Origin of the sequence: Marivita sp. S6314, assembly GCF_023015985.1 — a bacterium.
GTDB lineage: Bacteria > Pseudomonadota > Alphaproteobacteria > Rhodobacterales > Rhodobacteraceae > Marivita.
On sequence record NZ_JALKAO010000007.1, the window covers coordinates 1 to 22,677 of the forward strand.

Genomic DNA, 22,677 nt, shown 5'->3' on the forward strand with positions numbered 1-22,677 from the left:
GCGCAATCGGTGTCCATCGGCGAGGCGCAGCACGCGGTGGGCGCAGGGCTGATTGCCGAAAGCGACGTGATCGAGATCGGCGCGGTGATCAACGGGACGCATCCGGGGCGCACATCGCCAGAGGACATCACGCTGTTTGACGGCACCGGCGTCGGGCTGCAGGACCTCGCCGTCGCCGCAAAGGTCGTCGACCTCGCCATCGAACGCGGCGTCGCAATCGAAGTGGACTTCTGAGCGCGGAGAGCAGACCGCCAGAGAGGACTTTCGCATGTATCTCCCGTTGTCCCTGTTGTTTGTCGGGGCCGTTCTCGTGCTGAACGGGCTTTGGATGCTTGGCCGGATCGCAGACCGGGAGATCATCGTGATCAACCTCGTCACGGCAGCCGTGACCGCAACCGTTGCGTTGCTGACGCTGATCCGCGCCGAGGCATTGACCGATGTGCGCAACACCGCGCTGACCTTGCTGTTCAGCGTCACGTATCTGTGGGTTGCGATCAATCGCATGACCGGGGCCGACGGGCGCGGATTGGGGTGGTTCAGCCTGTTCGTGGCGATCACGGTTCTGCCTGAAGCGATCACCACCCTGAGCGCAGCGCAGACCGTCATGGACCTGTGGCTGGGGTTGTGCTGGCTGGCCTGGTCGGGCCTGTGGTTCTTGTATTTCGTCACGCTGGCGCTGCAACACCCTCTGGTGCGGCCCACCGCCCATGCAACGCTGGCGGCGGGCGTCCTGACGGCGTGGATGCCCGCGCTTGTCCTGCTGAACAATGTCGGCGCATGACGCAGGTGCATCCCGACCCGCGTCCTCACCTGTCATTCACCCCAGATCAACACAAAGGAAACCCCATGATCGAACGTATCGAAACCGGAGAACGCTCTTCGAAAATCGTCAAGCACAATGGCGTGGCGTACCTGACCGGCCAGGTGGCCGAAGGGGAGACCATCCAGGAACAGGTGCGTCTGTGCCTCGACAAGATTGATGCCCTACTGGAGAAGGCGGGATCGTCCCGCCAAAACATGCTGCGGGTGACCATCTGGTTGGCCGACATGTCAGATTTCGCCGGTCTGAACGAAGTCTGGAACGCCTGGGTGCCTGCGGGCCATGCCCCGGCACGTGCCTGTGGAGAGGCCAAGCTAGCGCGCCCGGAGCTCAAGGTCGAATTCATCGTGGATGCGGCTTACTCATAACACCCCCCGCAAGACACGAAAAAGGCCCGGTCGATGTGACCGGGCCTTTGCGTTTTGAGATGTGACCTCTTGCGTCAGACGTGATCGTCTTTGACCAATTCGCCTTCGGCATGACCCGCGAGGCCACCGGAGACCTCTTCGGTCGCTTCGTCTGACAGCTCTTCCGGCAGGATGAGGTTCAGGACGATGGCGATGACAGCGGCTGGCAATAGACCAGAGGTCATCAGGATGCGCAGCGTGTCGGGCAGGTACTGCACCGCTTTCGGGTCAAGCTGCAGACCAAGACCAACCGACAGGGAGATCGCAAAGATCACCATGTTGCGACGGTTCCAGCGCACATCGGAGAGCATCGAGATACCCGCAGCCACAACCATGCCGAACATCACGATCACACCGCCCCCAAGGACTTCGATCGGGATCGTACGGATCACCGCGCCGACCTTGGGGATCAGTCCACAGATGATCAGGAAAATCGCGCCGATTGTCACGACGTGACGGCTCATCACCCCAGTCATCGCGATCAGGCCAACGTTCTGGCTGAAGGACGTGTTCGGAAAACCGCCAAAGAGACCAGCAACTGCAGAACCAACACCATCGGCATAGGTCGCGCCTTGAATTTCCTTGTCCGTTGCTTCGCGGCCTGCACCCCCTTTGGTGATCCCGGAGACGTCACCCACTGTTTCAACAGCCGAGACAAACGCCATCAGACAGAAGCCGACGATGGCGGCAAAGCTGAATTCGATCCCGTACTTGAGAGGGACGGGGAACGCGACAGGTGCGGCACGGTTCCAGCTGGTTGCGATGCCTTCAACGGTGACCATGCCGACGGCCATGGCATAAAAATAGCCCACTGTGATCCCGATCACGACAGCCGAGACCGCCAGCATGCCCTTGGCATAGAACTTGAGACCAAGCGTCACGAAGATCACGACAAGTGCTGCTGACCAGTTGAGAAGCGAGCCGTATTCCGGCGCGTTGATCGCAGGCACACCACCGGCGGCGTATTGAATGCCGACCTTGACCAGCGCCAGACCGATCATCGTGACCACGAGACCCGTCACCAGCGGCGGCAGGGCAAAGCGGATCTTGCCGATGAAGGTTGAAATGAACGTGTGGAACAGACCACCGATAACCACGCCGCCGAACAGTGCAGGCAGTGCTTCGACGCCTTTGCCCGCCACCAGCGGGATCATGATCGGGATAAACGCAAAGCTTGTCCCTTGAACGATGGGCAGTCGCGCGCCCACAGGACCGAAACCGATCGTCTGGAACAGCGTTGCGATGCCGGCAAACAGCATCGACATCTGGATGAGGTAGGTCATGTCAGGGAAACCCTGCGCCCCTGCATCTGAGCCAAAGCCAAAGCCCGCAGCGCCTGCGATGATGATCGCTGGGGTGACGTTTGACACGAACATGGCCAGAACGTGCTGGATGCCCAGTGGAATGGCCTTGTGCAAGGCCGGTGTGTAATTGGGGTCGCGGAGTTGTTCCGGCGTCCCGATGGATGCATCTGACATGAGTTGTCCCTCCCTTAGTGATGCGACGCGGCCTTCCCAACCGCGTGTTACTTCTTATTGTCGCTCGATCGTAATCGCCTGGTCGAACCAGTGTTCCTCAAGATTCGGGCTGTCTGTGACACGGTCTACGACCATGAAAAGCCCCGGATCGGACAGCGGGCACAACACCCCGTGCCACACGTTCCGTCCAATATTCACCCCTTGTCCGGCACCGGCGATATAGGCCCGTGGCGCATGGGGTTTTCCGTCTTTGTCCTCGGCAAGAACCACAAGGTACTCGCCCTCCTGCATTGGCAGGAAGGCTTGCGATCCAAACGGGTGCCGTTCCATCATCTCCATCTTGAACGGCATCGAAAACGACGCCGACTTGAAGACACTGATCCCGACTTCGCCATCAACCACGTCCAGCGTTGCGCGGTTGTGGAAACGCCCGCACTGGTCCTGATTGATCAGCTTGTCCGCCTCTCCGCGCGCTTCGATCAACTCGGCCAGACCGGCAATCGCGTCCTGCGTGATGGGCACGGCTTTCAGCGTGGTGCTCATGACGCGAATTTCTCGATCAGGCGCAGTTCCGCGATCCGTTCGACCTGTCTGCAGGCTTCGGCGAACTCCGTGTCACGGTCATTGCCGATCCGGCGGTGAAACGCCTGAAGGATCGACGCCTTGTCATTGTCTTTGACCGCGATGATGAACGGAAATCCATGCCGGTCGACATATTGCGCGTTCAGATCCTGGAACGTCGCGCGCTCTTCATCGGTCAAAAGGTCAAGACCTGCACCTGCCTGCTCTGCCGTGCTTTCCGCCGTCAGCTTGCCCGCCGCGGCCAGTTTGCCCGCCAGATCCGGGTGGGCTGTCAAAACGCCCAGACGCTGCTCGTCCGACGCGGTCCGGAACACCCGGCACAGCGCGTGATGCACACCGACCGCAGTATCATGCGTCTCGCCCAGCTCAAGCGCGTGTGCGCCCTCGGCGATCCAGGGACTGTGTTCGAAAATGCCGCCAAACGCCTCGACGAAGCGGTCACGGTCCATCTCGGACGGGCGCTCCGTCTTTACCGGCGGATGCGCGGCAGCCCAGTGATCGGCGATCTGTTCCCGCGTGGCGAACCAGACACCCTCATGTTTCTGGAAATGCTCAATCGCGCGCTGCAACGCCTTGGCCCGGCCCGGACGCCCGATCAGGCGGCAATGCAGCCCGATGGACAGAATGGCCGGATGCCCCGCCTCGCCTTCCTCGTACAGCATGTCAAAGCTGTCTTTGAGATAGCTCTCGAACTGCGCCCCGTTGGTGTAGCCCGCCTGAATGGCGAACCGCATATCGTTGCAATCCATTGTATAAGGCACGATCAACTGATCCTTACCGCCCGCCTTGACCCAATAGGGCAGATCGTCGGCATAGCTGTCGGCGATATAGGCAAAGTCGCCCACTTCCGCCGCCAGATCGACCGTGTTCATCGAACACCGGCCTGTGTACCAACCGCGCGGCGCGCTGCCGGTCACTTCGGTGTGCAGGCGGATCGCCTCCTGGATTTGCGCGCGCTCTTCGTCGGGCGACATGTCTTTATGTTCGATCCATTTCAGACCGTGTGACGCGATCTCCCAGCCCGAGGATTTCATCGCCGACACCTGTTCGGGCGCCCGCGCCAAGGCGGTGGCAACCCCGTAAACGGTGATTGGCAAATCGCCCAGCAACCGGTGAACGCGCCAGAACCCGGCGCGCGATCCGTACTCGTAGATCGATTCCATGTTCCAATGGCGCTGCCCGGGCCAGGGCGCGGCCCCGGTGATTTCGGACAGGAACGCCTCGGATGCGGGATCCCCGTGCAGGATATTGTTCTCGCCGCCTTCTTCGTAGTTTAACACGATCTGAACAGCGATTTTTGCCCCGTTCGGCCACGTCACCGCCGGAGGTTTTGGTCCATAGCCTGTCATGTCGCGTGGATAGCGGTTCACGGTAAACTCCCTTCATTTCCCTTAATCCTCTTTAGAACAAAACAATGAGGAAGTTTTTCAAAAAAATTTTGATACAGCCTCTTGAGGATAGACCTTTGATGCAAAGCATGCGGTCTGTCAGACACATTACAGAGATATCTGGAGGGTTTCATGAGCGGCTATCTGACAACACACGTCCTCGACACGGCACGCGGGTGTCCGGCCGAAGGGCTCAAGATCGACCTGTTCCGAATTGACGGGGACAGCCGGACGCATCTGAAGACGCTTTCCACCAATGACGATGGTCGGACCGACGAACAAATCCTGCCGGCAGCAGAGTTCGAGACGGGCGTTTATGAACTGGTTTTCCACGCCGGAGATTACCTGAACGCCATCGGCACCCCCGCCGAAAACCCACGGTTCCTCGACATCGTCCCGTTGCGTTTCGGGATGTCAGAAGCGTCGCATTACCATGTGCCGCTTTTGCTGTCGCCGTTCGGCTATTCCACCTATCGCGGCAGTTAAGCGGCTTTTACCACGTCCGAGATTTTCTCGATGATGTATTCCATAAAGAGGCGGGTCTTCGGATCCTGCCTTTTTCGGTGTGTAAACAGGCACGCCATCTGGATCGGTTCCGGCGGCATGTTTTCACATACCGCGACAAGCCGCCCGGCGCGCAGATGCTCGCTGACCTCGAACAGGGGTTTCATCGCGATGCCATGCCCCGCAAGCGCCCAGTCGGTCAGCACGTCCCCGTCATCGGATTCGTACCGCCCCGCAACGCGAAACCGTTTCGGGCCATCCTTGGTCACAAGACGCCACTGGAATTCGGTCGCGCCGGGAAACCGCAGGTTCAGGCATTCGTGATTGTCTGACACCAGCTCCACACCATCCATAGGTTTCCCCCGCCGCGTGATATAGTCAGGCGACGCGCACAGCACCCGCTCCACGTCCGCGATCTTGCGAATGCGCAGGTTGCTGTCCTCGGGTTTGCCAAGGAAAAACGCCAGATCCAGCCCTTCGGTTGTCAGATCCACCTTTCGGTCCGTCATCCTCAGACGCATCTTCACTTCCGGATACAGGTCAAGAAATCCCGGCACCTGCGGCGCAATCAGCCGTCGTCCAACGCCCAGCGGCGCTGCAACATACAACGATCCCTTGGGATTGTCGGTCATGTTGATGACCTGCGCTTCGGCGTTCTCGACCGCTTCAAGGATCTCGCACGCCGCCCCGAAGAAGGTTTTGCCCTGATCCGTGGGGGCCAGGCTTCGGGTGGTGCGCTGGAACAACCGGACGCCCAGATGTTCCTCAAGCTGGGATATCCGCGACGACGTCACAGCCGGAGAAATCCGCAAATCGCGTCCGGCGGCGGACATGCTGCCAAGTTCGTAGACGCGGACGAAGGTGCGGATGTTGTCGAGATAAGACATTATTCGGTTTTTTTTGATGCTGCTTGGCCTTCTGCAGACATAGCAGAACAATTACAGCCCGCATAGACTGCCCCGGAACACAGGTATCGGAGGGACCACCATGTATGACTTAGCCATCCTTTGGGATTGGATCGCGTTCTCGGTGCGGTGGCTGCATGTCATCACGGCGATGGCCTGGATTGGCGCGTCGTTCTACTTCATCGCGCTTGATCTCATGCTCAAGCCGAACGATGCCCTTCCCGAAGGCGCATATGGCGAGGAATGGGAGGTCCATGGCGGTGGTTTTTACCATACGGTAAAATACCTTGTCGCCCCGGCCCGGATGCCCGAACACCTGACATGGCACAAATGGCAAAGCTATTCGACCTGGCTGTCCGGCGCGGCGCTTTTGATGATCATCTACTGGGTGGGCGGTGAGCTATACCTGCTTGACCCGACCAAGGCGGACCTTGCGCTGTGGCAGGGCATCCTGATCTCGGCCGGGTCGCTGACCATCGGTTGGTTGCTGTATGACGCGATGTGCAAATCGAAACTGGCGGACACCCCGACCCTGTTGATGCTGCTGCTGTTCGTGATCCTCGTGATCATGTCCTGGGGCTACAACCAGATTTTCACCGGACGCGCCGCCCTTCTTCACCTTGGCGCGTTCACCGCCACCATCATGACCGCCAACGTGTTCTTCCAGATCATGCCAAACCAGCGGATCGTGGTGGAAGACCTCAAGGCAGGCCGCACGCCGGACGCCAAATACGGCAAGATCGCCAAGGTCCGTTCAACCCACAACAACTACCTGACGCTGCCGGTTGTGTTTCTGATGCTGTCCAACCACTACCCGCTGGCCTTTGGCACGGAATTTGCGTGGATCATTGCCTCGCTGATCTTCCTCACAGGCGTCACCATCCGGCATTACTTTAACACCATGCACAAAACCGGCGCTGCCCCGAACTGGACGTGGGGTGTGACCATTGTGCTGATGATCGTCATCGCTTGGCTGTCGACCGTCAGAACCGGCGAAACCTATGAAGAGGCCGAAGCGCGCGACCTGACCCCGTATGAACAGAAATACGCGTCGGCAGAGGGGTTCGAAGAAGCGTACTTTGCCGTCGTCGGCAATTGCTCCATGTGCCATGGACGCGAACCGACATGGGACGGGATTCGCTGGGCCCCCAAGGATGTGTTGCTTGAAACCGAAGGGGACGTCGCCCGCCACGCCAGCGCGATTTACCTGCAGGCCGGTGTCAGTCATGCGATGCCGCCCCCCAACGCGATCCAGATGGACGACGAGGCGCGCCAAGCCATCATCGCCTGGGTGCGCGAGGTCAGAAAGACCAACTAGAGTATCCGGCGACACAGCCTCACAAACAGCACACGCGCGGCTTGCAAAAGACCGCGCGCTGGCTTTTTTACGCGACCCCATTGCAGCGGGAAAATGTCAATCGTACACGCGCAACATGTCGCAATCGCGGGTGCGTGACCGACAACACATGATGTATACTTGACCAAACGCGCGGCCCCGCCGATGCACAGCCTGATTCCGGAGGTTCCCGACATGACCCATCCCCTGTTGTCCGCAGAAGACATCACCACCTACCAGCGCGACGGCGTTGTTCTGGTCCGTGGCCTGTTCAAAGACCAGGTGGACACCCTGCGCGACGGGGTTGCGCGCAACATGTCCGAACCCGGTCCCTACGCGGCAGAGAACCTCAAGGAAGGCGAAGCGGGTCGCTTTTTCGACGATTACTGCAACTGGGAACGCATTCCCGAATTTCGCGCAGCCATCGCCGACTCCCCTGCGGCCGAGGTCGCAGCAGAGCTGATGGGCAGTGACCGTGTGCAGATGTTCCACGACCACGTACTAGTCAAAGAGCCCGGCACGTCGAAACCCACACCGTGGCATCAGGATGGCCCCTACTATTTTGTCGAAGGTCAGCAGACGATCAGCTTCTGGTCACCGCTTGATCCGGTCGACACGGCCTCCCTGCGCTGCGTGGCGGGATCCCATCGCTGGGAAAAGCCGGTGCTGCCGACACGCTGGCTGGCTGAAACCAGTTTCTACCCCGACGAAGATGCCTACCAGCCCGTTCCCGATCCCGATGCCGACGGCATGGACATCCGCGAATGGACGATGGAGCCGGGCGACGCCGTTGCGTTCAACTTCATGACGCTGCACGGCGCGCGTGGCAATGAAACGGGCAGCCGCCGGCGTGCATTCTCGCTTCGCCTTGTCGGGGATGACGCCCGCTACGTCGCGCGCCCCGGTCCGACATCCCCGCCCTTCCCCGGCCATGACATGGTTCCGGGCCAGCGGCTGCGCGAAGATTGGTTTCCGGTTTTGCGCGAAACGGCAAACGTGTAAGATCACCACATGGCTGAACCTGCATCAGATACGCACCGGACCCCGGTTATCCCCGATGGCGCGTTCAGCTTTCCGATCACACAGCCGCGTGAAACCCGCTGGTTCAATTTCCTGTTGCTGGACGGGTTCACGCTACTGGCCTTCAGCTCTGCCGTCGATCCGCTGCGCATCGCCAATCAGGTGTCCGGCGCGCCGCTTTACGGGTGGCACGTGGTTTCTGAAACCGGGGCATCGGTGGCATCGTCTTCGGGGCTGTCGGTCGAAGTGCATGGCGCGCTGGCGGGTGTCGATGACAAGGCGCAAATCTTTGTCTGTGCCGGAAATCAGGGGCACGTCGCCGCGTCCGAAGCAACCATTGCCGAACTGCGCCGCCGTGCCCGGTTCGGAAGCTCGTTCGGGGCGATTTGCACCGGTGCGGCGACCCTTGCGCGGGCCGGGTTGCTGGACGGCAAACGCTTTACCCTGCATTGGGAAAACCAGCCGGGCTTCATCGAAGCCTTCCCGACACTCGAACCCACCCGCAACCGGTTCGAGGAAGACGGCGATCTGCTCACCTGTGGCGGTGGCTCTGCAGCCACCGAGATGATCCTGACCCTGATTGCACGGGATTACGGCACCGAATTTGCGGTTCTGATCGCGGATATGTGCCTCAATGATCCCGAACTCAAAGGCCGCCGGGACCAGCGATCCTCGATCGCCACTGCCGTGGATTCGCGCAACCCCAAGCTGTTGCAGGTCGTACAAGGCATGTACGCGCATATCGAGGAACCGCTGACGCTCGAAGATCTGGCCGCGCATGCCGGTGTGTCCCGGCGTCAGATGGAGCGCCAATTCAGAAAGCTCTTGGGGGAAGCCCCCGCTGCGGTGTACCGCAACATCCGGCTTGAGCGTGGACGCGCCCTGCTGGTGGAAACCGATATGACCGTGATGGAGGTGTCGACCGCTGTTGGCTTCAACTCGGTCAACGTCTTTTCACGGCATTTCAAGGCGCGCTACGGCGAGACGCCCTATGGCGCACGCGGAAAGCGCGGCTGAGCGGGCGGGTATCTGGCCGCAACACTGCGGCCAGACATGTGGTCCGGATCAACCGATAACGTTGTGCTCGGGGCCGTAGGGGAAGCCGGTGATGTTCTCGTTGCCGTCTTCCGTGATGATCAGAATATCATGTTCGCGGTAGCCACCGGCACCGGGCTGGCCTTCCGGAATGGTCAGCATCGGCTCCATCGAAATCACCATGCCAGGTTCCAGAACCGTGTCGATATCTTCACGCAGTTCCAGACCCGCTTCCCGGCCGTAGTAGTGGCTGAGAACGCCAAAGGAATGGCCATACCCGAAGGTGCGGTACTGCAGCAGATCGCGCTCTTCGAAGAAGGCGTTGATCTTGTGCGTGATTTCGGAACAGGTCGCGCCCGGCTTGAGTAGGCTCATGCCGTATTCATGCGCGCCGACATTGGCTTCCCAGACCTTCAAAGACGCCTCGTCCACGGTTTCAACAAACAACGTGCGTTCCAGCGCGGTGTAATAAGCCGAGATCATTGGGAAGGTGTTGAGGCTAAGGATATCGCCCCGCTCAAGCGTGCGGCAGGTCACGGGGTTGTGCGCCCCGTCAGTGTTGATGCCCGACTGGAACCACACCCAAGAATCCCGGATTTCGGAATCCGGGAACCGCTTGGCAATCTCAAGCTCCATCGCGTCCCGACCGGCCATGGCGATGTCGACCTCGCGCGCCCCAACCTTGATCGCGTCACGGATCGCATAGCCACCGACGTCAGCGGTGTTCGCACCGGCGCGGATCAATTCCAGTTCCGCCAGGGATTTGTGCATCCGCTGCAGCATGGTGGCTGGCGCAATGTCGACCTTTTGCTTGGGCGACAGAAACTCATCCAGCAACCCCATCTGCACGATGGACAGGTGGTCACCTTCGTACCCGATCACTTTGCCCGACCCGGTCACCGACTGGATGGCGCGCCAGTAGTTGTTCCGCTGCCAGTCTGTATAGGTGATGTTGTCGCCATACCCGCGCCGCCATGGCTGCGCCGCGTCGATGCCGGCACTCATGGTTACGGTTTCGGTGGCGGTCACAACCTGCGCGTAGGGCCGCCCGAACGAGCAATACAGAAAGCCCGAATAATACGCGATGTTGTGCATTGATGTCAGGACACAGGCATCAACGCCCATATCCGCCATGGACTTGCGCAACCCGGCAAGGCGCGCTTCGTACTCGGCATCGGCAAATGGAAGAACTTTCTCTCCCTGGTGAAAACGGTAGTGTTGTGGACGCTCCATCAAAAGACTCCTTCGCATCACGGTGCCCAATGACACGATGAGCGAAGGGGCACCTTCCCTCACCGCGGAAAACGGCAAAGTAAGATCCCGGCGTTCAGGATGGTAAACAAAAGATGTGGTATGCAGCGGCGACGCCATCGCCTGACCAAAATTCTCGTGGCACGCGTCTGATCAAAAATCAAGAATCTTTGCAGGTCGGATCGCCGAAAAAACCCTGTGGGTTCTCCGCATTGGGCCATCCGCTTGGGCAGGCAAACGCACGTCAAGAACTGGATACCGCGCTGGGCCGCACCGCCGGATTGCAGCAAAGTGCGGGATATTCAGCGTTGCGAACATGAAAGGCTGTCCTTTAAACACCGCGAGACGGATCTGGTCCTACCAGGCCAACAGACATGACAGGCATCAGACACAGGGGCCAGAGAGTGACACAAGACCTGCCGGCAACCGGATGGAGCATCAAGGCACCCACGGTTGCATCCGCCTTCAAGGCGGCCTTTGACGCCGCGCCAGAGGCGCTTTTCTGCAAAAGCACGGACGGCAAACTGAGCTATGGAGAGGCCGCAGCGGCGATCCACGCGCTTGCCGAAGACCTGCGCGATGATGTGCAAGGCCGGGTCGTTGCACTGATCCTGCCCAATTCGCCGGACTTCCTGATTGCCTATTTCGCAACCTTGTTCGCAGGGGGCACGCCCGCGTTGATCAATAACGGGCATCCGGAGGCCACGATCGCCAAGCTGCTGGATGGTCTGGATATCGCGCTTGTCTTGTCCGACCGGGACCATCAAAGCGCACCGACGCGTCTGATGAACAACGCGGCACTGACCAATCACGCGCCGCTTGCGGATGCCGACGCGCTGCGCGACCCAAGTGCCCCGGACGACATCGCCGCCATCATGTTTTCAGGTGGCACCACCGGCCTGCCCAAACAAGTTCCGCACTCCAACGCCGCCATCATCGCCACGATGGAGCGCGGCGATTGGGGCTGGCGCACCAAACCCGGTGAAATCTGGCTGCCGGTGGCCCCGTTCACGCATATCTACGGCTTTCTGATGGGGTTGACCAATCCGATCATCAAGTCCGGTGCCGTGGTGATCCCCGAACGCTTTCATCCGGACGTGATTGTCGATCTTCTGGCCAACGAAGGCGTGACGATTTTTGGCGGCGGCCCGCCCGCGATTTACCAAGCGGTCATGGCATCAGAAAAATTTGCCACCGCAACCTTTCCAAACCTGCGGATTTGTCCGGGCGGCGGCGCACCCTTCCCGCTCGACGTGCACAGACGCTGGGAAGCCGCGACCGGCCTGAAGATCTACGAAGGCTACGGCATGACCGAAATCGCACCGATTTCGATCAACACCGAAGCCTATGGCGTGATGCCGGGCTCTGCCGGCAAGGCCGTTCCGGATACCACGATCGAAATCGTCGATCTTGAAACCGGCGACCGGGTGCTGCCCACGGGCGAGACCGGCGAAATCCGTGTCAAAGGCCCGCATATGATGACCGGCTACACCGGCAACCCCGAAGAAACGCAGATCGCGCTGCGGCATGGATACGTCTATACCGGCGACATCGGCACCCTGGACGCGGACGGGTTTCTGACAATCACGGATCGCAAGAAAAACGTGATCTTTGTCAGCGGGTTCAACGTCTTCCCGCGCGAGATCGAAGAATTGCTTCTGACCCATCCCGCCGTGTCCGGTGCCTGCGTCGTTGCGCGCCCGCATGACCGGTCCGGAGAGGTTCCCGTTGCCTTTGTCACGCTGCGATCCGATACAACCGAAGACGAGATTCTGGAGTTTTGCCGGAACACGCTGATCGCGTACAAGCTGCCCGAACAGGTCATCGTTGTTCCCCAAATGCCCCTGACGCCCGCCGGCAAGGTCGACCGCAGCCAGTTGCAAAACAGCCTGCAGACCCAAGCCTGACGGCCGCGACGAAAGCCCGCTTATGAAAACCCGTATCGATGCGCTGAAATCGAAAATGGTCCTGCCCGCAATTGCGGCGCCGATGTTCCTTGTGTCCAACCCGGAAACCGTCATCGCAGCCTGCCGGTCCGGCGTCATGGGATCCTTTCCCGCGCCGAATGCCCGCACAACGGCAGATCTGCGCGATTGGCTGACCCGGATTACAGACAATGTCGGGTCAGACGACGCCCCCTGGGCGATGAACATGATCACGCATACAAGCTATGGCCGCTTTGACGACGAACTTGCGCTGATCGAAGAATTCCAACCCGATCTGGTCATCACCGCGCTGGGTGGCCCGCACCGCGTCACCCACCAGGTACACGGCTATGGTGGCTTGGTTTTTGCGGATGTGATCTCTCCGAAATTCGCGCGCAAGGCGTTGGACAAGGGTGCGGATGGTCTGGTTCTGGTCTGTTCGGGCGCGGGTGGGCACACGGGTGAATTCGCGATGCTGCCCTTCATCGAAGAAATCCGCAGCTTCTTTGACGGGCCCTTGGTTGTCGGCGGCGGCATCGGAACCGGCCGCGCCATCCGCGCTGTTGAAAACCTGGGGGCGGATTTCGCCTATCTCGGCACCCGGTTTCTGGCCACGCGGGAAACAATGATCTCGCAAGAGTACCGCGAAATGGTGTGGCAAAGCACGATGGAAGACCTGATCCCCTCGCGCGCCATCACCGGAGCCTTGGGCAACTGGTTGCGCGCAAGTGTTGAAGCCGCCGGCCTGTCCCTTGAAGATATGAAGGAAACTGTCAAAATTGATTTCTCCGGCGATATGCATGACGCGCCGCGAGGTTGGAAACATGTCTGGAGCGCCGGTCAGGGCGTTGGCGGGGTCACCGAACCCGAAAGCATCGCCGATGTCGTCGCCACGCTATGTGACGGTTACAGGACCGCCGTTGAGGACCAACGCAAAGGCAGCCGCTACTGCACCGACGCAAAACAAAAGAACGGAGTGTAGGATCATGGCCATCAGCACCGAAGAAACCCGGATCATCGAAAGCATCCTCAAGCACACCGAGGACGGTACAACCGATATGCAGCCTCAGTTGATGCGCAATCCGGTGTCCACCTACACGGATCCCGACGTCCTTGCCCGGGAGATGGAAACCCTGTTCCGCAAGTTCCCGGTCATCATGGGCCATGCCGAACAATTGCCGGAACCGGCAAGCTATTTCACCAATGACGAATTTGGTGTGCCGATCCTGATCACGCGCAACAATGACGGTGTGGTCAAAGCCTTCATGAATGTCTGCCGCCACCGGGGCGCGCGCCTGACGGATGCAGGCTGTGGCAAGGCCAAGACGTTCTCCTGCCCCTACCACAAATGGACCTACGACCTGAACGGCGCCCTGCGCGGCCTGCCCCACGCCTCGGGCTTTGGCGACATCGACAAAAAGGCGCTCGGGCTTGTGGAACTGCCCGCCTTTGAACGCTTCGGCCTGATCTGGGTGCGCCCGTCAGCAGGCGACGACGATCTGGACATCGATGCCTGGCTGGCCCCCATGGCCGAACAACTGGGCAGCCTCAACCTTGAGACCCACACGGTTTTCAAGGCATGGTCACTGGACCGCAACATGAACTGGCACCTGGCGCTGGAGGGCTTCCAGGAATCCTATCACTTCTGCGGCGCGCACGAACACACCGCCTGTTCAGCCTATCTCGACAACCAAAGCTCCTGGCTGGACAAATATCCACATGTGCGCCACTCCGTTCCGCTGCCCAAAATCGTGGAATTGAAAGACAAAGCGCAAGAAGACTGGCAGCACCGCCCGTATTTCATGACGCAGAACTACCTGTTCCCCTGCAATTACGTGCAGGTGATGACGGACCACGTCTACGTGCACACCATCATCCCGACCGGGGTCGATACCTGCATTTTCAAATGCATGATGCTGATCCCCGAAGCGCCAAAAACCGAAAAGGCGCAGGGCTACTGGGAAAAGAACTACGACGTGATCCGGACCGTCTTCAGCGAAGATTTCGAGATCGGCGAGAACATCCAAAAGGGCCTGACCTCGGGTGCCAATGCCGAATTCCTCTTCGGCCGCTACGAGATCGGCCTCCAACTGGGCACAAAAGCCATCCACGACGCGCTAGAGGGCCGATTGACAGCCTGACCCCGGCAACCAAAACGCAGTGTCATCGGGGCGCGCATATCGACCCACCTACAGCGTGTCCCGATCAAAGGCTTGGGCCAGAAACGAACTGGCGATCCCGGCAGGATTCGAACCTGCAACCTGCCCCTTAGGAGGGGGCTGCTCTATCCAGTTGAGCCACGGGACCGCACAACAAAGGCATACTGAGGAACGTGCGGGTTGTCATCTGCGACAATCGACTTTTTCCAAAGCCGCGCAATCGCTTGCTGGACAGTTCATGTTTGCGGTAGCATTCGTGTAATTGCAAAAGGATGACGCACTTGGCCAATGACGATACCCGCCCGCTGACGCTCCGTGATGTATCAGAAGCGTCGGGCGTTTCGGAAATGACCGTAAGCCGTGTGTTGCGCAATCGGGGTGACGTGTCCAAAACCACGCGGGAGCGTGTTCTGTCGGCGGCAAAATCGCTCGGCTACGTGCCCAACAAGATCGCAGGCGCGCTGGCCAGTCAGCGGGTCAATCTGGTGGCGGTGATCATTCCAAGTCTGCGCAACATGGTGTTCCCCGAAGTGATGTCGGGCATCAGCGCGGTGCTTGAAGAAACCGAATTGCAGCCGGTTGTCGGCGTGACAGATTATCTGCCCGAAAAAGAAGAGCGCGTTCTGTACGAGATGCTGTCCTGGCGCCCCTCCGGCGTCATCATCGCGGGGTTGGAGCACACCGATGCGTCGCGCGCCATGCTGACCGCCAGCGGCATCCCTGTGGTGGAGATCATGGACGTGGATGGCACGCCGATTGACTCAATGGTTGGCATTTCCCACCGCCGCGCCGGGCGCAAGATGGCGGAGGCCATTCTCAAGGCAGGCTACCAACGGATCGGGTTCCTGGGCACAAAGATGCCGTTGGACCACCGCGCGCGCAAACGCTTCGAAGGGTTCACCACGGCGCTTGCCAAGGGCGGCATCGAAATCGCGGATCAGGAGTTTTACTCGGGTGGATCGGCGCTCGCCAAAGGGCGCGAAATGACCGACGCGATGCTGGCGCGCGATCCGGAACTGGATTTCCTGTATTATTCCAACGATATGATCGCGGCCGGTGGGCTGTTGTCTCTTTTGGAAAAGGGCGTGGATATTCCCAACCAGATCGGGTTGGCCGGGTTCAATGGGGTCGAGCTTCTGGAAGGTCTGCCACGGCAGTTGGCCACGATGGATGCCTGCCGCACCGAGATCGGCGAGAAGGCGGCAGAAATCATCGCCCAGCGCGTCACTTCACCAGAAAACGAAGGCCCAAAAGTGGTCGAGTTGACGCCCAAGATCAACTACGGCGACACCCTGCGCCGCTAATGAAAAAGGGCCCGAAGGCCCTTTTGTCTTTTATGTCCGGATCGGATCAGTTCAGCGCGTCTGACACCGCATGCGTCCAGGCCGCATCGCCCGGATCAGCCGTAATGACCGGGTCCGATCCACCTGCCAGAAGCGTGGCAACCGTGCGCTGGAAATCGGCTGGATCAAGCGCACCATTGGATCCGGCGGTCAACTTGGCCACTTCGCCCATCATCCGCTTTTGATGCTGTTCGGTCTGCGCGCCCGTCTCGTCATATTCGAGAACGATCATCGCGGCATCATCGGGGTTTTCTTCGGCCCATTTCCAGCCCTTCATCGACGCCGCCACAAAGCGCTGCATCTTTTCAACAAAGGCCGGATCGTCAAGGCGGTCTTCGAGAACGTACAGACCGTCTTCAAGCGTCGCGACGCCCTGGTCCTCGTACTTGAAGGTCACCAGGTCATCGGGGTTCACTCCTGCATCAATCACCTGCCAATATTCATTATAGGTCATGGTGGAAATGCAATCGGCCTGACGCTGCAGCAACGGGTCGACGTTGAAACCCTGCTTGAGCACCTCTACCCCGTTTTCGCTTTTGCCATCCGTGGAAATGCCAAGCTGGCTCATCCAGGACATGAACGGGAATTCATTGCCAAAGAACCAGACACCCAGCGTGCGGTTCTTGAGGTCTTCGGGGCTTTCGATCCCGGCATCCTTCCAGCAGGTCAGCATCATGCCCGAGCTTTTGAACGGCTGCGCGATATTGACCAGCGGCAGGCCCTTCTCGCGTGCGGCCAGCGCGGCTGGCATCCATTCGACCGTCACATCGGCACCGCCGCCTGCGATCACCTGTGTGGGCGCGATGTCCGGGCCGCCCGGTTTGATCGTGACGTTCAGGTCCGCCTCTTCGTAGTAGCCGTTTTCAAGCGCCACGTAATAGCCCGCGAATTGCGATTGCGTGACCCATTTCAATTGCAGCGTGACATCATCTGCCGCCCAGGCCGGGGCTGCCAGCCCAACCGCCGCAAGTGCGCCAAGGAATTTCGTTTTCATGTGGTAACCTCCAAGTTGTTGTTTGCCGTTTTTTATTATCTTCCATCCGACCGATGCGACGGGTGCCAGAACGTGACCCGCTTTTCGATCCAGGCGACCAACCCGTAAAAGGACGTGCCCGCAATCGCAGCCACTGCGATCTCGGCCCAAACCAGGTCAATCGATAAACTGCCGACGCCTGTCGAGATGCGGAACCCCATGCCCCGTGTCGGCGATCCAAAGTATTCAGCAACGATTGCCCCGATCAATGCAAGCGTTGTCGCGATTTTCAGCCCGTTGAACACAAACGGCAACGCCGCAGGCAGGCGGAGTTTGAACAAAGTGTCGAAATATCCGGCAGCATAGGTGCGCATCAGGTCGCGCTGCATTGCATCGGTTTCGCGCAGACCCTGCACCGTGTTCACCAGAATCGGGAAAAACACCATCACCACGACGACCGCCGCTTTGGAATGCCAGTCAAAGCCGAACCAGTTCACCAGGATCGGCGCGATCCCGACAATCGGCAGCGCCGCGACGAAATTCCCGATGGGCAGCAACCCCCGTGTCAGAAAGGCCGACCGGTCGATCAGCACCGCCGTCACAAACGCGGCCGCCGCCCCGATGACAAAGCCTGACAACGCGCCCTTCAGAACGGTCTGCCGGAAATCTTCCCACAGGATGTCCGTCGAATTGGCAAAGGTCGCCGCAACGGTCGACGGCGCGGGCAGGATCACGGGCGATACCCCGAACCCACGGACAATGCCTTCCCACAACACAAGCAGTGTGATCCCGAACAGCACCGGGATCAGCACGCGCACCGCCATGGAGCCCCGCCATTGGGAATTGGCCAGATAGGCATTCAGCGCCCACGCGCCGCCCCAGAACACCAGCGCGAAGACCAGCCAGGTCATGCCTGCATCCCCATCCGGCGCAGTGTCAGCCGTTGCAACACATCCAGCAGCGTCACCAGAACACCAGCCAAAATCGCGGCGGCAAACAGCGCCGCCCAGATCGCAAGCGGCGTGCCAAACTGGTCCCCGATCAGAATACGTGCGCCCAGACCGGAAATCGCCCCTGTGGGCAATTCACCGACAATCGTTCCCACCAGCGCGGCGGCAATGCCGATCTTCAGTGATGTGAACAGGTACGGCATCGAGGCCGGCAAGCGCAGCTTCAGAAACGCTTGCACACCCGACGCCGAATAGGTCTTCAGCAAATCCAGCTGCGCCACACCCGGCGACCGCAGCCCTTTGACCATGCCAACCAGCACCGGGAAGTAACACAGATAGGCCGAGATGATCGCTTTGGGCACGCCGCGCCCTTCGATCCCGACCTGACTCGACAAGACGATAATCATCGGGGCCAAGGCCACAATCGGCACGGTCTGGCTGATGATCGCCCAGGGCATCAGGCTCATATCGACAACGCGGCTGTAGACGATGGCAATGGCCCCCGCCATGCCCAGCACCGTGCCCAGCACAAACCCCCAGAGCGTGGATTGCAGCGTGATCCATCCGTGATAGATCAACGACCTTTTGGACATCGGCCGCCCCTTCAGCGCCATCTCCCCGGTGGTTTTCCACAATTCCTGCCCGACCTGCTGCGGCGTGGGCAATCGCGGACGATCCAGACTGTACCCCGCCGCGATGTAATCGGGGTTATTGACCATGAGGCGCCAGACGGATTGCTCGAACCGCGCACGCGATTCTGCCGGAACCACCTCTGCCCCGCTGCGCTCTGCCATATCCAACGCACCGCGAATGTTCATCGGAGCCACGACGGCATACCAAAGTGCCACAATCGCACCCAGCACCGCGAGGATGGGAACCACGTTTCTCATAGCTCAGTCGTCATAGGCATGCCCGGCACGAAGCCCTTCGCGGACGCGATGGGCAATCTGCAGAAATTCCGGCGTGTCCCGAATGTCGAGCGGCCGTTCCTTGGGAAGCGGGCTTTCGATAATGTCCGTGATCCGCCCCGGTCGCGGCGACATCACAACGATCTTGGTCGACAGATACACCGCTTCGGGGATCGAATGCGTCACGAATCCGATGGTCTTTTCGGTCCGCGCCCACAGCTCCAGAAGCTGTTCGTTCAGGTGATCGCGCACAATCTCATCAAGCGCGCCGAACGGTTCATCCATCAACAGGATATCCGCATCAAACGCCAAGGCCCGCGCAATCGACGCGCGCTGCTGCATCCCGCCAGAAAGCTGCCAAGGGTATTTCTTGCCAAAATTCGACAGCTCGACAAGCTCCAGCACCTGCGCAATGCGCACGTCCTGCTCGGCCTTCGAATAGCCCATGATCTCCAGCGGCAACGCGATGTTCTTCTCAATTGTCCGCCACGGATACAGCCCCGCCGCCTGAAACACGTACCCATAAGCCCGCGCCTTACGCGCCGCGTCCGGGGTCATGCCATTAACCGTCAATGTGCCGCCCGTGGGTGTTTCGAGCGCCGCGACACAGCGCAGAAACGTCGTCTTGCCACAGCCCGAGGGGCCAATGAAACTAACGAACTCCCCCTTGCCGATCTCAAGATCAACCCCGGACAGCGCGTGCACGGGTCCGTCATTTGTCTCGAACGTCAGGTCCAGACCCTGTGCCGAAATGACCGGAGAGGTGGAACTTTGGTCCAAAACCGAAGCCTCTGCTACGTCCTGCATCAAACCCCCGTCGCAGGAATGCCCGTCCGCTTCACAGGCGTCGGTGCGGTCAGGTCTTTCCAGGTCGACAGCGCTTTGTTCACCGTCCCGTTTGGTTCACGTGCCACGAACTTGCCATGGCCTTCCTGCGTACGGATTTCCCCGTCATGCACCGCGACATGCCCGCGGGTCAGGGTGAAACGCGGCAGACCTTTGACGTGATGGCCTTCGAACACGTTGTAATCAATCGCAGATTGCTGCGCGCCTGCCGTAATGGTTTTCTCTTTCGCTGGGTCCCAGACCACCAGATCGGCATCTGCACCAACCAACACCGCCCCCTTCTTCGGATAGCAGTTGAGGATTTTCGCAATATTGGTCGACGTCACCGCAACAAACTCGTTCGGCGTCAGCCGCCCGGTTTCCACCCCGTGCGTCCAAAGCATGGGCAGCCGGTCTTCCAAGCCACCAGTCCCGTTGGGGATTTTGGAAAAATCGCCGATCCCGGTGCGCTTTTGTTCCGTCGTAAACGCACAATGGTCCGTCGCCACTACCGACAAGGAGCCCGACTGCAAACCGGCCCAAAGGCTGTCCTGATGCTTCTTGTTGCGGAACGGCGGCGACATCACCCGCCGCGCGGCATGGTCCCAATCATCATGGAAATACTCGCTTTCATCCAGCGTCAGATGCTGGATCAGCGGCTCACCCCAAACGCGCTTGCCCTGCATCCGCGCACGCCGGATCGCTTCATGCGCTTCCTCGCAAGAGGTATGCACCACGTAGAGCGGCACACCCGCCATATCCGCAATCATGATCGCGCGGTTCGTCGCTTCGCCCTCAACCTGCGAGGGCCGCGAATAGGCATGCCCCTCTGGCCCGGTGTTGCCCTCAGCCAGCAATTTCGCCGTCATCTCGGCCACCACATCGCCGTTTTCCGCATGCACCATGGCGATGCCGCCTAGCTCTGACAGACGGTTGAACGACGCAAACAGCTCGTCATCATTGACCATCAGCGCGCCTTTATAGGCCAGGAAATGCTTGAACGTGGTGATGCCGCGATCCTGAATGACGGATTTCATGTCATTGAACACCTGCTCGCCCCACCACGTCACCGCCATATGGAACGAATAATCACAATTCGCGCGCGTGGATTTGTTGTCCCAGCGTTTCAGCGCATCATGCAGCCCCTCACCCTGGTTCGGCAGACAGAAATCCACCACCATCGTGGTGCCACCCGCAAGCCCCGCACGTGTGCCGCTTTCGAAATCGTCGCTGGAATAGGTCCCCATGAATGGCATCTCAAGATGCACATGCGGGTCAATGCCGCCGGGCATGACATAGCAGCCCGTTGCGTCCAGCTCCTCGTCGCCTTTCAGGTTCGGACCAATCTCGGTGATCACCCCGTTTTCGATAAGGACATCCGCCTCATAGCTGAGGTCCGCTGTGACAACTGTTCCGTTTTTGATGACTGTGGTCATGTCTCGCTCCGTCGTCCTGATCTTCTCTGGTTCAAAAATATCTCGGGGGAGGCCGAAGGCCGGGGGCAGAGCCCCCAATCAGCTGACAATGCCAGCCGTCTCAACAACCGCATGGAACAGAACGTCCGTCCCCGCGGTCGCCCACTCCTTGGAAATCTCTTCCGCCTCGTTATGCGACAGCCCGTCCACACAGGGACACATCACCATCGCCGTCGGTGCCACGTCGTTGATCCAGCAGGCATCATGCCCTGCACCAGACACGATATCCATATGGGAATATCCCAACCGCTCTGCCGCATCCCGGATCGCGCCAACGCAATTTTCATCAAACGCAGGCGGATCAAACTGACCCACGATATGGCAGTCAAAGCTCACGCCAATCTCGTCACACAGCTTCGGCGCGCGCTCCATGAACTCGTCAACCATGCCGTTCAGCTTGTCCAGCAAATGCGTGCGCATATCGACTGTGAAAACCACCTTGCCGGGGATGATGTTGCGCGAATTCGGATAAACGTCGATATGCCCGATGGCCCCTACCGCATTGGGTTGGTTCTTCATCGCAATCTCGTGCACCAGCTCGGTGATCAGCGCCAACCCGCGCCCCGCGTTCTTGCGCATCGCCATGGGTGTCGATCCCGTATGGCTTTCCTTGCCGGTGACTGTGCATTCGATCCAGCGCAGCCCCTGACCATGGGTCACAACGCCAATATCCTTGCCCTCGGCCTCAAGGATCGGACCCTGTTCAATATGCAACTCAAAAAAGGCGTGCATCTTGCGGTCGCCGACTTTCTCGGGGCCCTTCCAGCCAATCCGCTCCAACTCGTCCCCAAACCGTTTGCCCTGCGCATCCTCTTTGTCATACGCCCATTGCAGGTCATGCTTGCCTGCGAACACACCAGAAGCCAGCATCGCTGGCGCAAAGCGCGTGCCTTCCTCGTTTGTCCAGTTGGTCACAACAATCGGATGTTTCGTCTTGATCCCCAGGTCGTTCAAGGACCGGATGATCTCCAATCCACCCAAGACCCCCAGAACCCCATCATATTTCCCACCCGTCGGCTGGGTATCGAGATGCGAGCCAACATAGACAGGCAACGCCTCAGGATCCGTGCCCTCGCGCCGCGCAAACATGTTGCCAATCTCGTCAACGCCCATGCTGCATCCCGCGTCTTCACACCATGTCTGGAACAGCGCGCGCCCTTCGGCGTCTTCATCGGTCAAGGTCTGGCGGTTGTTGCCCCCGGCCACGCCCGGGCCAATCTTGGCCATCTCCATCAGGCTGTCCCACAAACGGTCGCCATTGATCCGAAGGTTTTCACCGGGTGCAGCCATTTTATCCCCCCCTTGCCGATGGTCCCAGCATGACGCTTGCGCGCGGCGCTCAGGTTTTTTACCAATTGGTAAAGTTACGATTGCAATGCACCCCGAGCCTGTC

General features: G+C 59.7%; 21 protein-coding genes, 1 tRNA gene and 1 pseudogene. 11 read left to right on the plus strand and 12 right to left on the minus strand.

Annotated features, from left to right (window positions below; translation table 11 throughout):
- The 3 genes and pseudogenes from MWU54_RS16240 to MWU54_RS16250 form a co-directional block, all read left to right on the plus strand.
- A pseudogene (locus MWU54_RS16240) lies at positions 1-234 on the plus strand (ornithine cyclodeaminase family protein); the annotation flags it as partial.
- A 34-nt stretch (positions 235-268) separates the two neighbouring features.
- Positions 269-781, plus strand: coding sequence for an AmiS/UreI family transporter (locus MWU54_RS16245; RefSeq protein WP_247085821.1), 513 nt, complete (start codon positions 269-271; stop codon positions 779-781).
- A 65-nt stretch (positions 782-846) separates the two neighbouring features.
- Entirely contained in the window at positions 847-1,188 is a 342-nt protein-coding gene (locus MWU54_RS16250) for a RidA family protein (RefSeq protein ID WP_247085823.1), read from the plus strand.
- A 74-nt stretch (positions 1,189-1,262) separates the two neighbouring features.
- On the opposite strand, the gene MWU54_RS16255 is transcribed toward MWU54_RS16250, so the two are convergent.
- From MWU54_RS16255 to puuE, 3 genes are read right to left on the minus strand one after another with little or no spacing between them, the layout of a single operon-like run.
- Entirely contained in the window at positions 1,263-2,705 is a 1,443-nt protein-coding gene (locus tag MWU54_RS16255) for a nucleobase:cation symporter-2 family protein (protein ID WP_247085825.1), read from the minus strand.
- Positions 2,706-2,759: 54 nt separating this feature from the next.
- Positions 2,760-3,248: an ureidoglycolate lyase gene (locus MWU54_RS16260; protein WP_247085828.1), complete on the minus strand. Its 489-nt coding sequence runs from the start codon at positions 3,246-3,248 to the stop codon at positions 2,760-2,762.
- Positions 3,245-4,657 (minus strand): allantoinase PuuE, encoded by a 1,413-nt coding sequence (puuE, locus tag MWU54_RS16265; protein ID WP_247085830.1) that lies wholly within the window; start codon positions 4,655-4,657, stop codon positions 3,245-3,247. Before puuE ends, MWU54_RS16260 begins: the two co-directional genes overlap by 4 nt.
- Positions 4,658-4,807: 150 nt before the next feature.
- Between puuE and uraH the strand changes: the two genes are divergently transcribed.
- A complete protein-coding gene (uraH, locus tag MWU54_RS16270; protein ID WP_247085832.1) occupies positions 4,808-5,161 on the plus strand; it encodes a hydroxyisourate hydrolase in 354 nt (117 codons plus the stop codon).
- Here uraH and MWU54_RS16275 read toward each other — a convergent pair.
- On the minus strand, positions 5,158-6,066 hold the full coding sequence (locus MWU54_RS16275) for a LysR family transcriptional regulator (RefSeq protein ID WP_247085834.1): 909 nt from the start codon (positions 6,064-6,066) through the stop codon (positions 5,158-5,160). The genes uraH and MWU54_RS16275 overlap by 4 nt on opposite strands.
- Positions 6,067-6,166: 100 nt before the next feature.
- On the opposite strand from MWU54_RS16275, the gene MWU54_RS16280 reads away from it, so the two are divergent.
- The 3 genes from MWU54_RS16280 (at position 6,167) to MWU54_RS16290 (ending at position 9,457) form a co-directional block, all read left to right on the plus strand.
- Positions 6,167-7,402 carry a urate hydroxylase PuuD gene (locus tag MWU54_RS16280; RefSeq protein ID WP_247085836.1) on the plus strand — a complete coding sequence of 412 codons (1,236 nt, stop codon included), beginning with the start codon at positions 6,167-6,169 and terminating at the stop codon, positions 7,400-7,402.
- A 213-nt stretch (positions 7,403-7,615) separates the two neighbouring features.
- A complete protein-coding gene (locus tag MWU54_RS16285) occupies positions 7,616-8,422 on the plus strand; it encodes a phytanoyl-CoA dioxygenase family protein (RefSeq protein ID WP_247086154.1) in 807 nt (268 codons plus the stop codon).
- 9 nt (positions 8,423-8,431) lie between these two features.
- Positions 8,432-9,457, plus strand: coding sequence for a GlxA family transcriptional regulator (locus MWU54_RS16290; RefSeq protein ID WP_247085839.1), 1,026 nt, complete (start codon positions 8,432-8,434; stop codon positions 9,455-9,457).
- 48 nt (positions 9,458-9,505) lie between these two features.
- Here the strand turns inward: MWU54_RS16290 and MWU54_RS16295 are convergent, their stop codons facing one another.
- Positions 9,506-10,708: a M24 family metallopeptidase gene (locus MWU54_RS16295; RefSeq protein WP_247085842.1), complete on the minus strand. Its 1,203-nt coding sequence runs from the start codon at positions 10,706-10,708 to the stop codon at positions 9,506-9,508.
- 422 nt (positions 10,709-11,130) lie between these two features.
- Between MWU54_RS16295 and MWU54_RS16300 the strand changes: the two genes are divergently transcribed.
- The 3 genes from MWU54_RS16300 to MWU54_RS16310 are packed head-to-tail and all read left to right on the plus strand — an operon-like array spanning position 11,131 to position 14,792.
- Positions 11,131-12,633, plus strand: coding sequence for an AMP-binding protein (locus MWU54_RS16300; RefSeq protein WP_247085844.1), 1,503 nt, complete (start codon positions 11,131-11,133; stop codon positions 12,631-12,633).
- A 22-nt stretch (positions 12,634-12,655) separates the two neighbouring features.
- Positions 12,656-13,633, plus strand: coding sequence for a nitronate monooxygenase (locus MWU54_RS16305; protein ID WP_247085846.1), 978 nt, complete (start codon positions 12,656-12,658; stop codon positions 13,631-13,633).
- 4 nt (positions 13,634-13,637) lie between these two features.
- Entirely contained in the window at positions 13,638-14,792 is a 1,155-nt protein-coding gene (locus MWU54_RS16310; RefSeq protein WP_247085849.1) for an SRPBCC family protein, read from the plus strand.
- An 89-nt stretch (positions 14,793-14,881) separates the two neighbouring features.
- Here the strand turns inward: MWU54_RS16310 and MWU54_RS16315 are convergent.
- Positions 14,882-14,958 (minus strand) — tRNA-Arg (locus MWU54_RS16315).
- Positions 14,959-15,091: 133 nt separating this feature from the next.
- On the opposite strand from MWU54_RS16315, the gene MWU54_RS16320 reads away from it, so the two are divergent.
- Complete coding sequence (locus tag MWU54_RS16320) at positions 15,092-16,114, plus strand: LacI family DNA-binding transcriptional regulator (RefSeq protein ID WP_247085851.1); 1,023 nt, start codon at positions 15,092-15,094, stop codon at positions 16,112-16,114.
- A 46-nt stretch (positions 16,115-16,160) separates the two neighbouring features.
- On the opposite strand, the gene MWU54_RS16325 is transcribed toward MWU54_RS16320, so the two are convergent.
- The 6 genes from MWU54_RS16325 to MWU54_RS16350 form a co-directional block, all read right to left on the minus strand.
- A complete protein-coding gene (locus MWU54_RS16325) occupies positions 16,161-17,147 on the minus strand; it encodes an ABC transporter substrate-binding protein (protein ID WP_247085853.1) in 987 nt (328 codons plus the stop codon).
- A 35-nt stretch (positions 17,148-17,182) separates the two neighbouring features.
- Complete coding sequence (locus MWU54_RS16330; protein ID WP_247085856.1) at positions 17,183-18,037, minus strand: ABC transporter permease; 855 nt, start codon at positions 18,035-18,037, stop codon at positions 17,183-17,185.
- Positions 18,034-18,966, minus strand: coding sequence for an ABC transporter permease subunit (locus tag MWU54_RS16335; protein WP_247085858.1), 933 nt, complete (start codon positions 18,964-18,966; stop codon positions 18,034-18,036). Before MWU54_RS16335 ends, MWU54_RS16330 begins: the two co-directional genes overlap by 4 nt.
- 3 nt (positions 18,967-18,969) lie before the next feature.
- Entirely contained in the window at positions 18,970-19,791 is an 822-nt protein-coding gene (locus MWU54_RS16340; protein WP_247085861.1) for an ABC transporter ATP-binding protein, read from the minus strand.
- Positions 19,791-21,245 carry a dihydropyrimidinase gene (gene hydA / locus MWU54_RS16345; RefSeq protein WP_247085863.1) on the minus strand — a complete coding sequence of 485 codons (1,455 nt, stop codon included), beginning with the start codon at positions 21,243-21,245 and terminating at the stop codon, positions 19,791-19,793. The genes MWU54_RS16340 and hydA overlap by 1 nt, the downstream gene beginning before the upstream one ends.
- 78 nt (positions 21,246-21,323) lie before the next feature.
- Positions 21,324-22,574, minus strand: a complete 1,251-nt coding sequence (locus tag MWU54_RS16350; RefSeq protein WP_247085866.1) for a Zn-dependent hydrolase — start codon at positions 22,572-22,574, stop codon at positions 21,324-21,326.
- Positions 22,575-22,677: the final 103 nt, after the last annotated feature.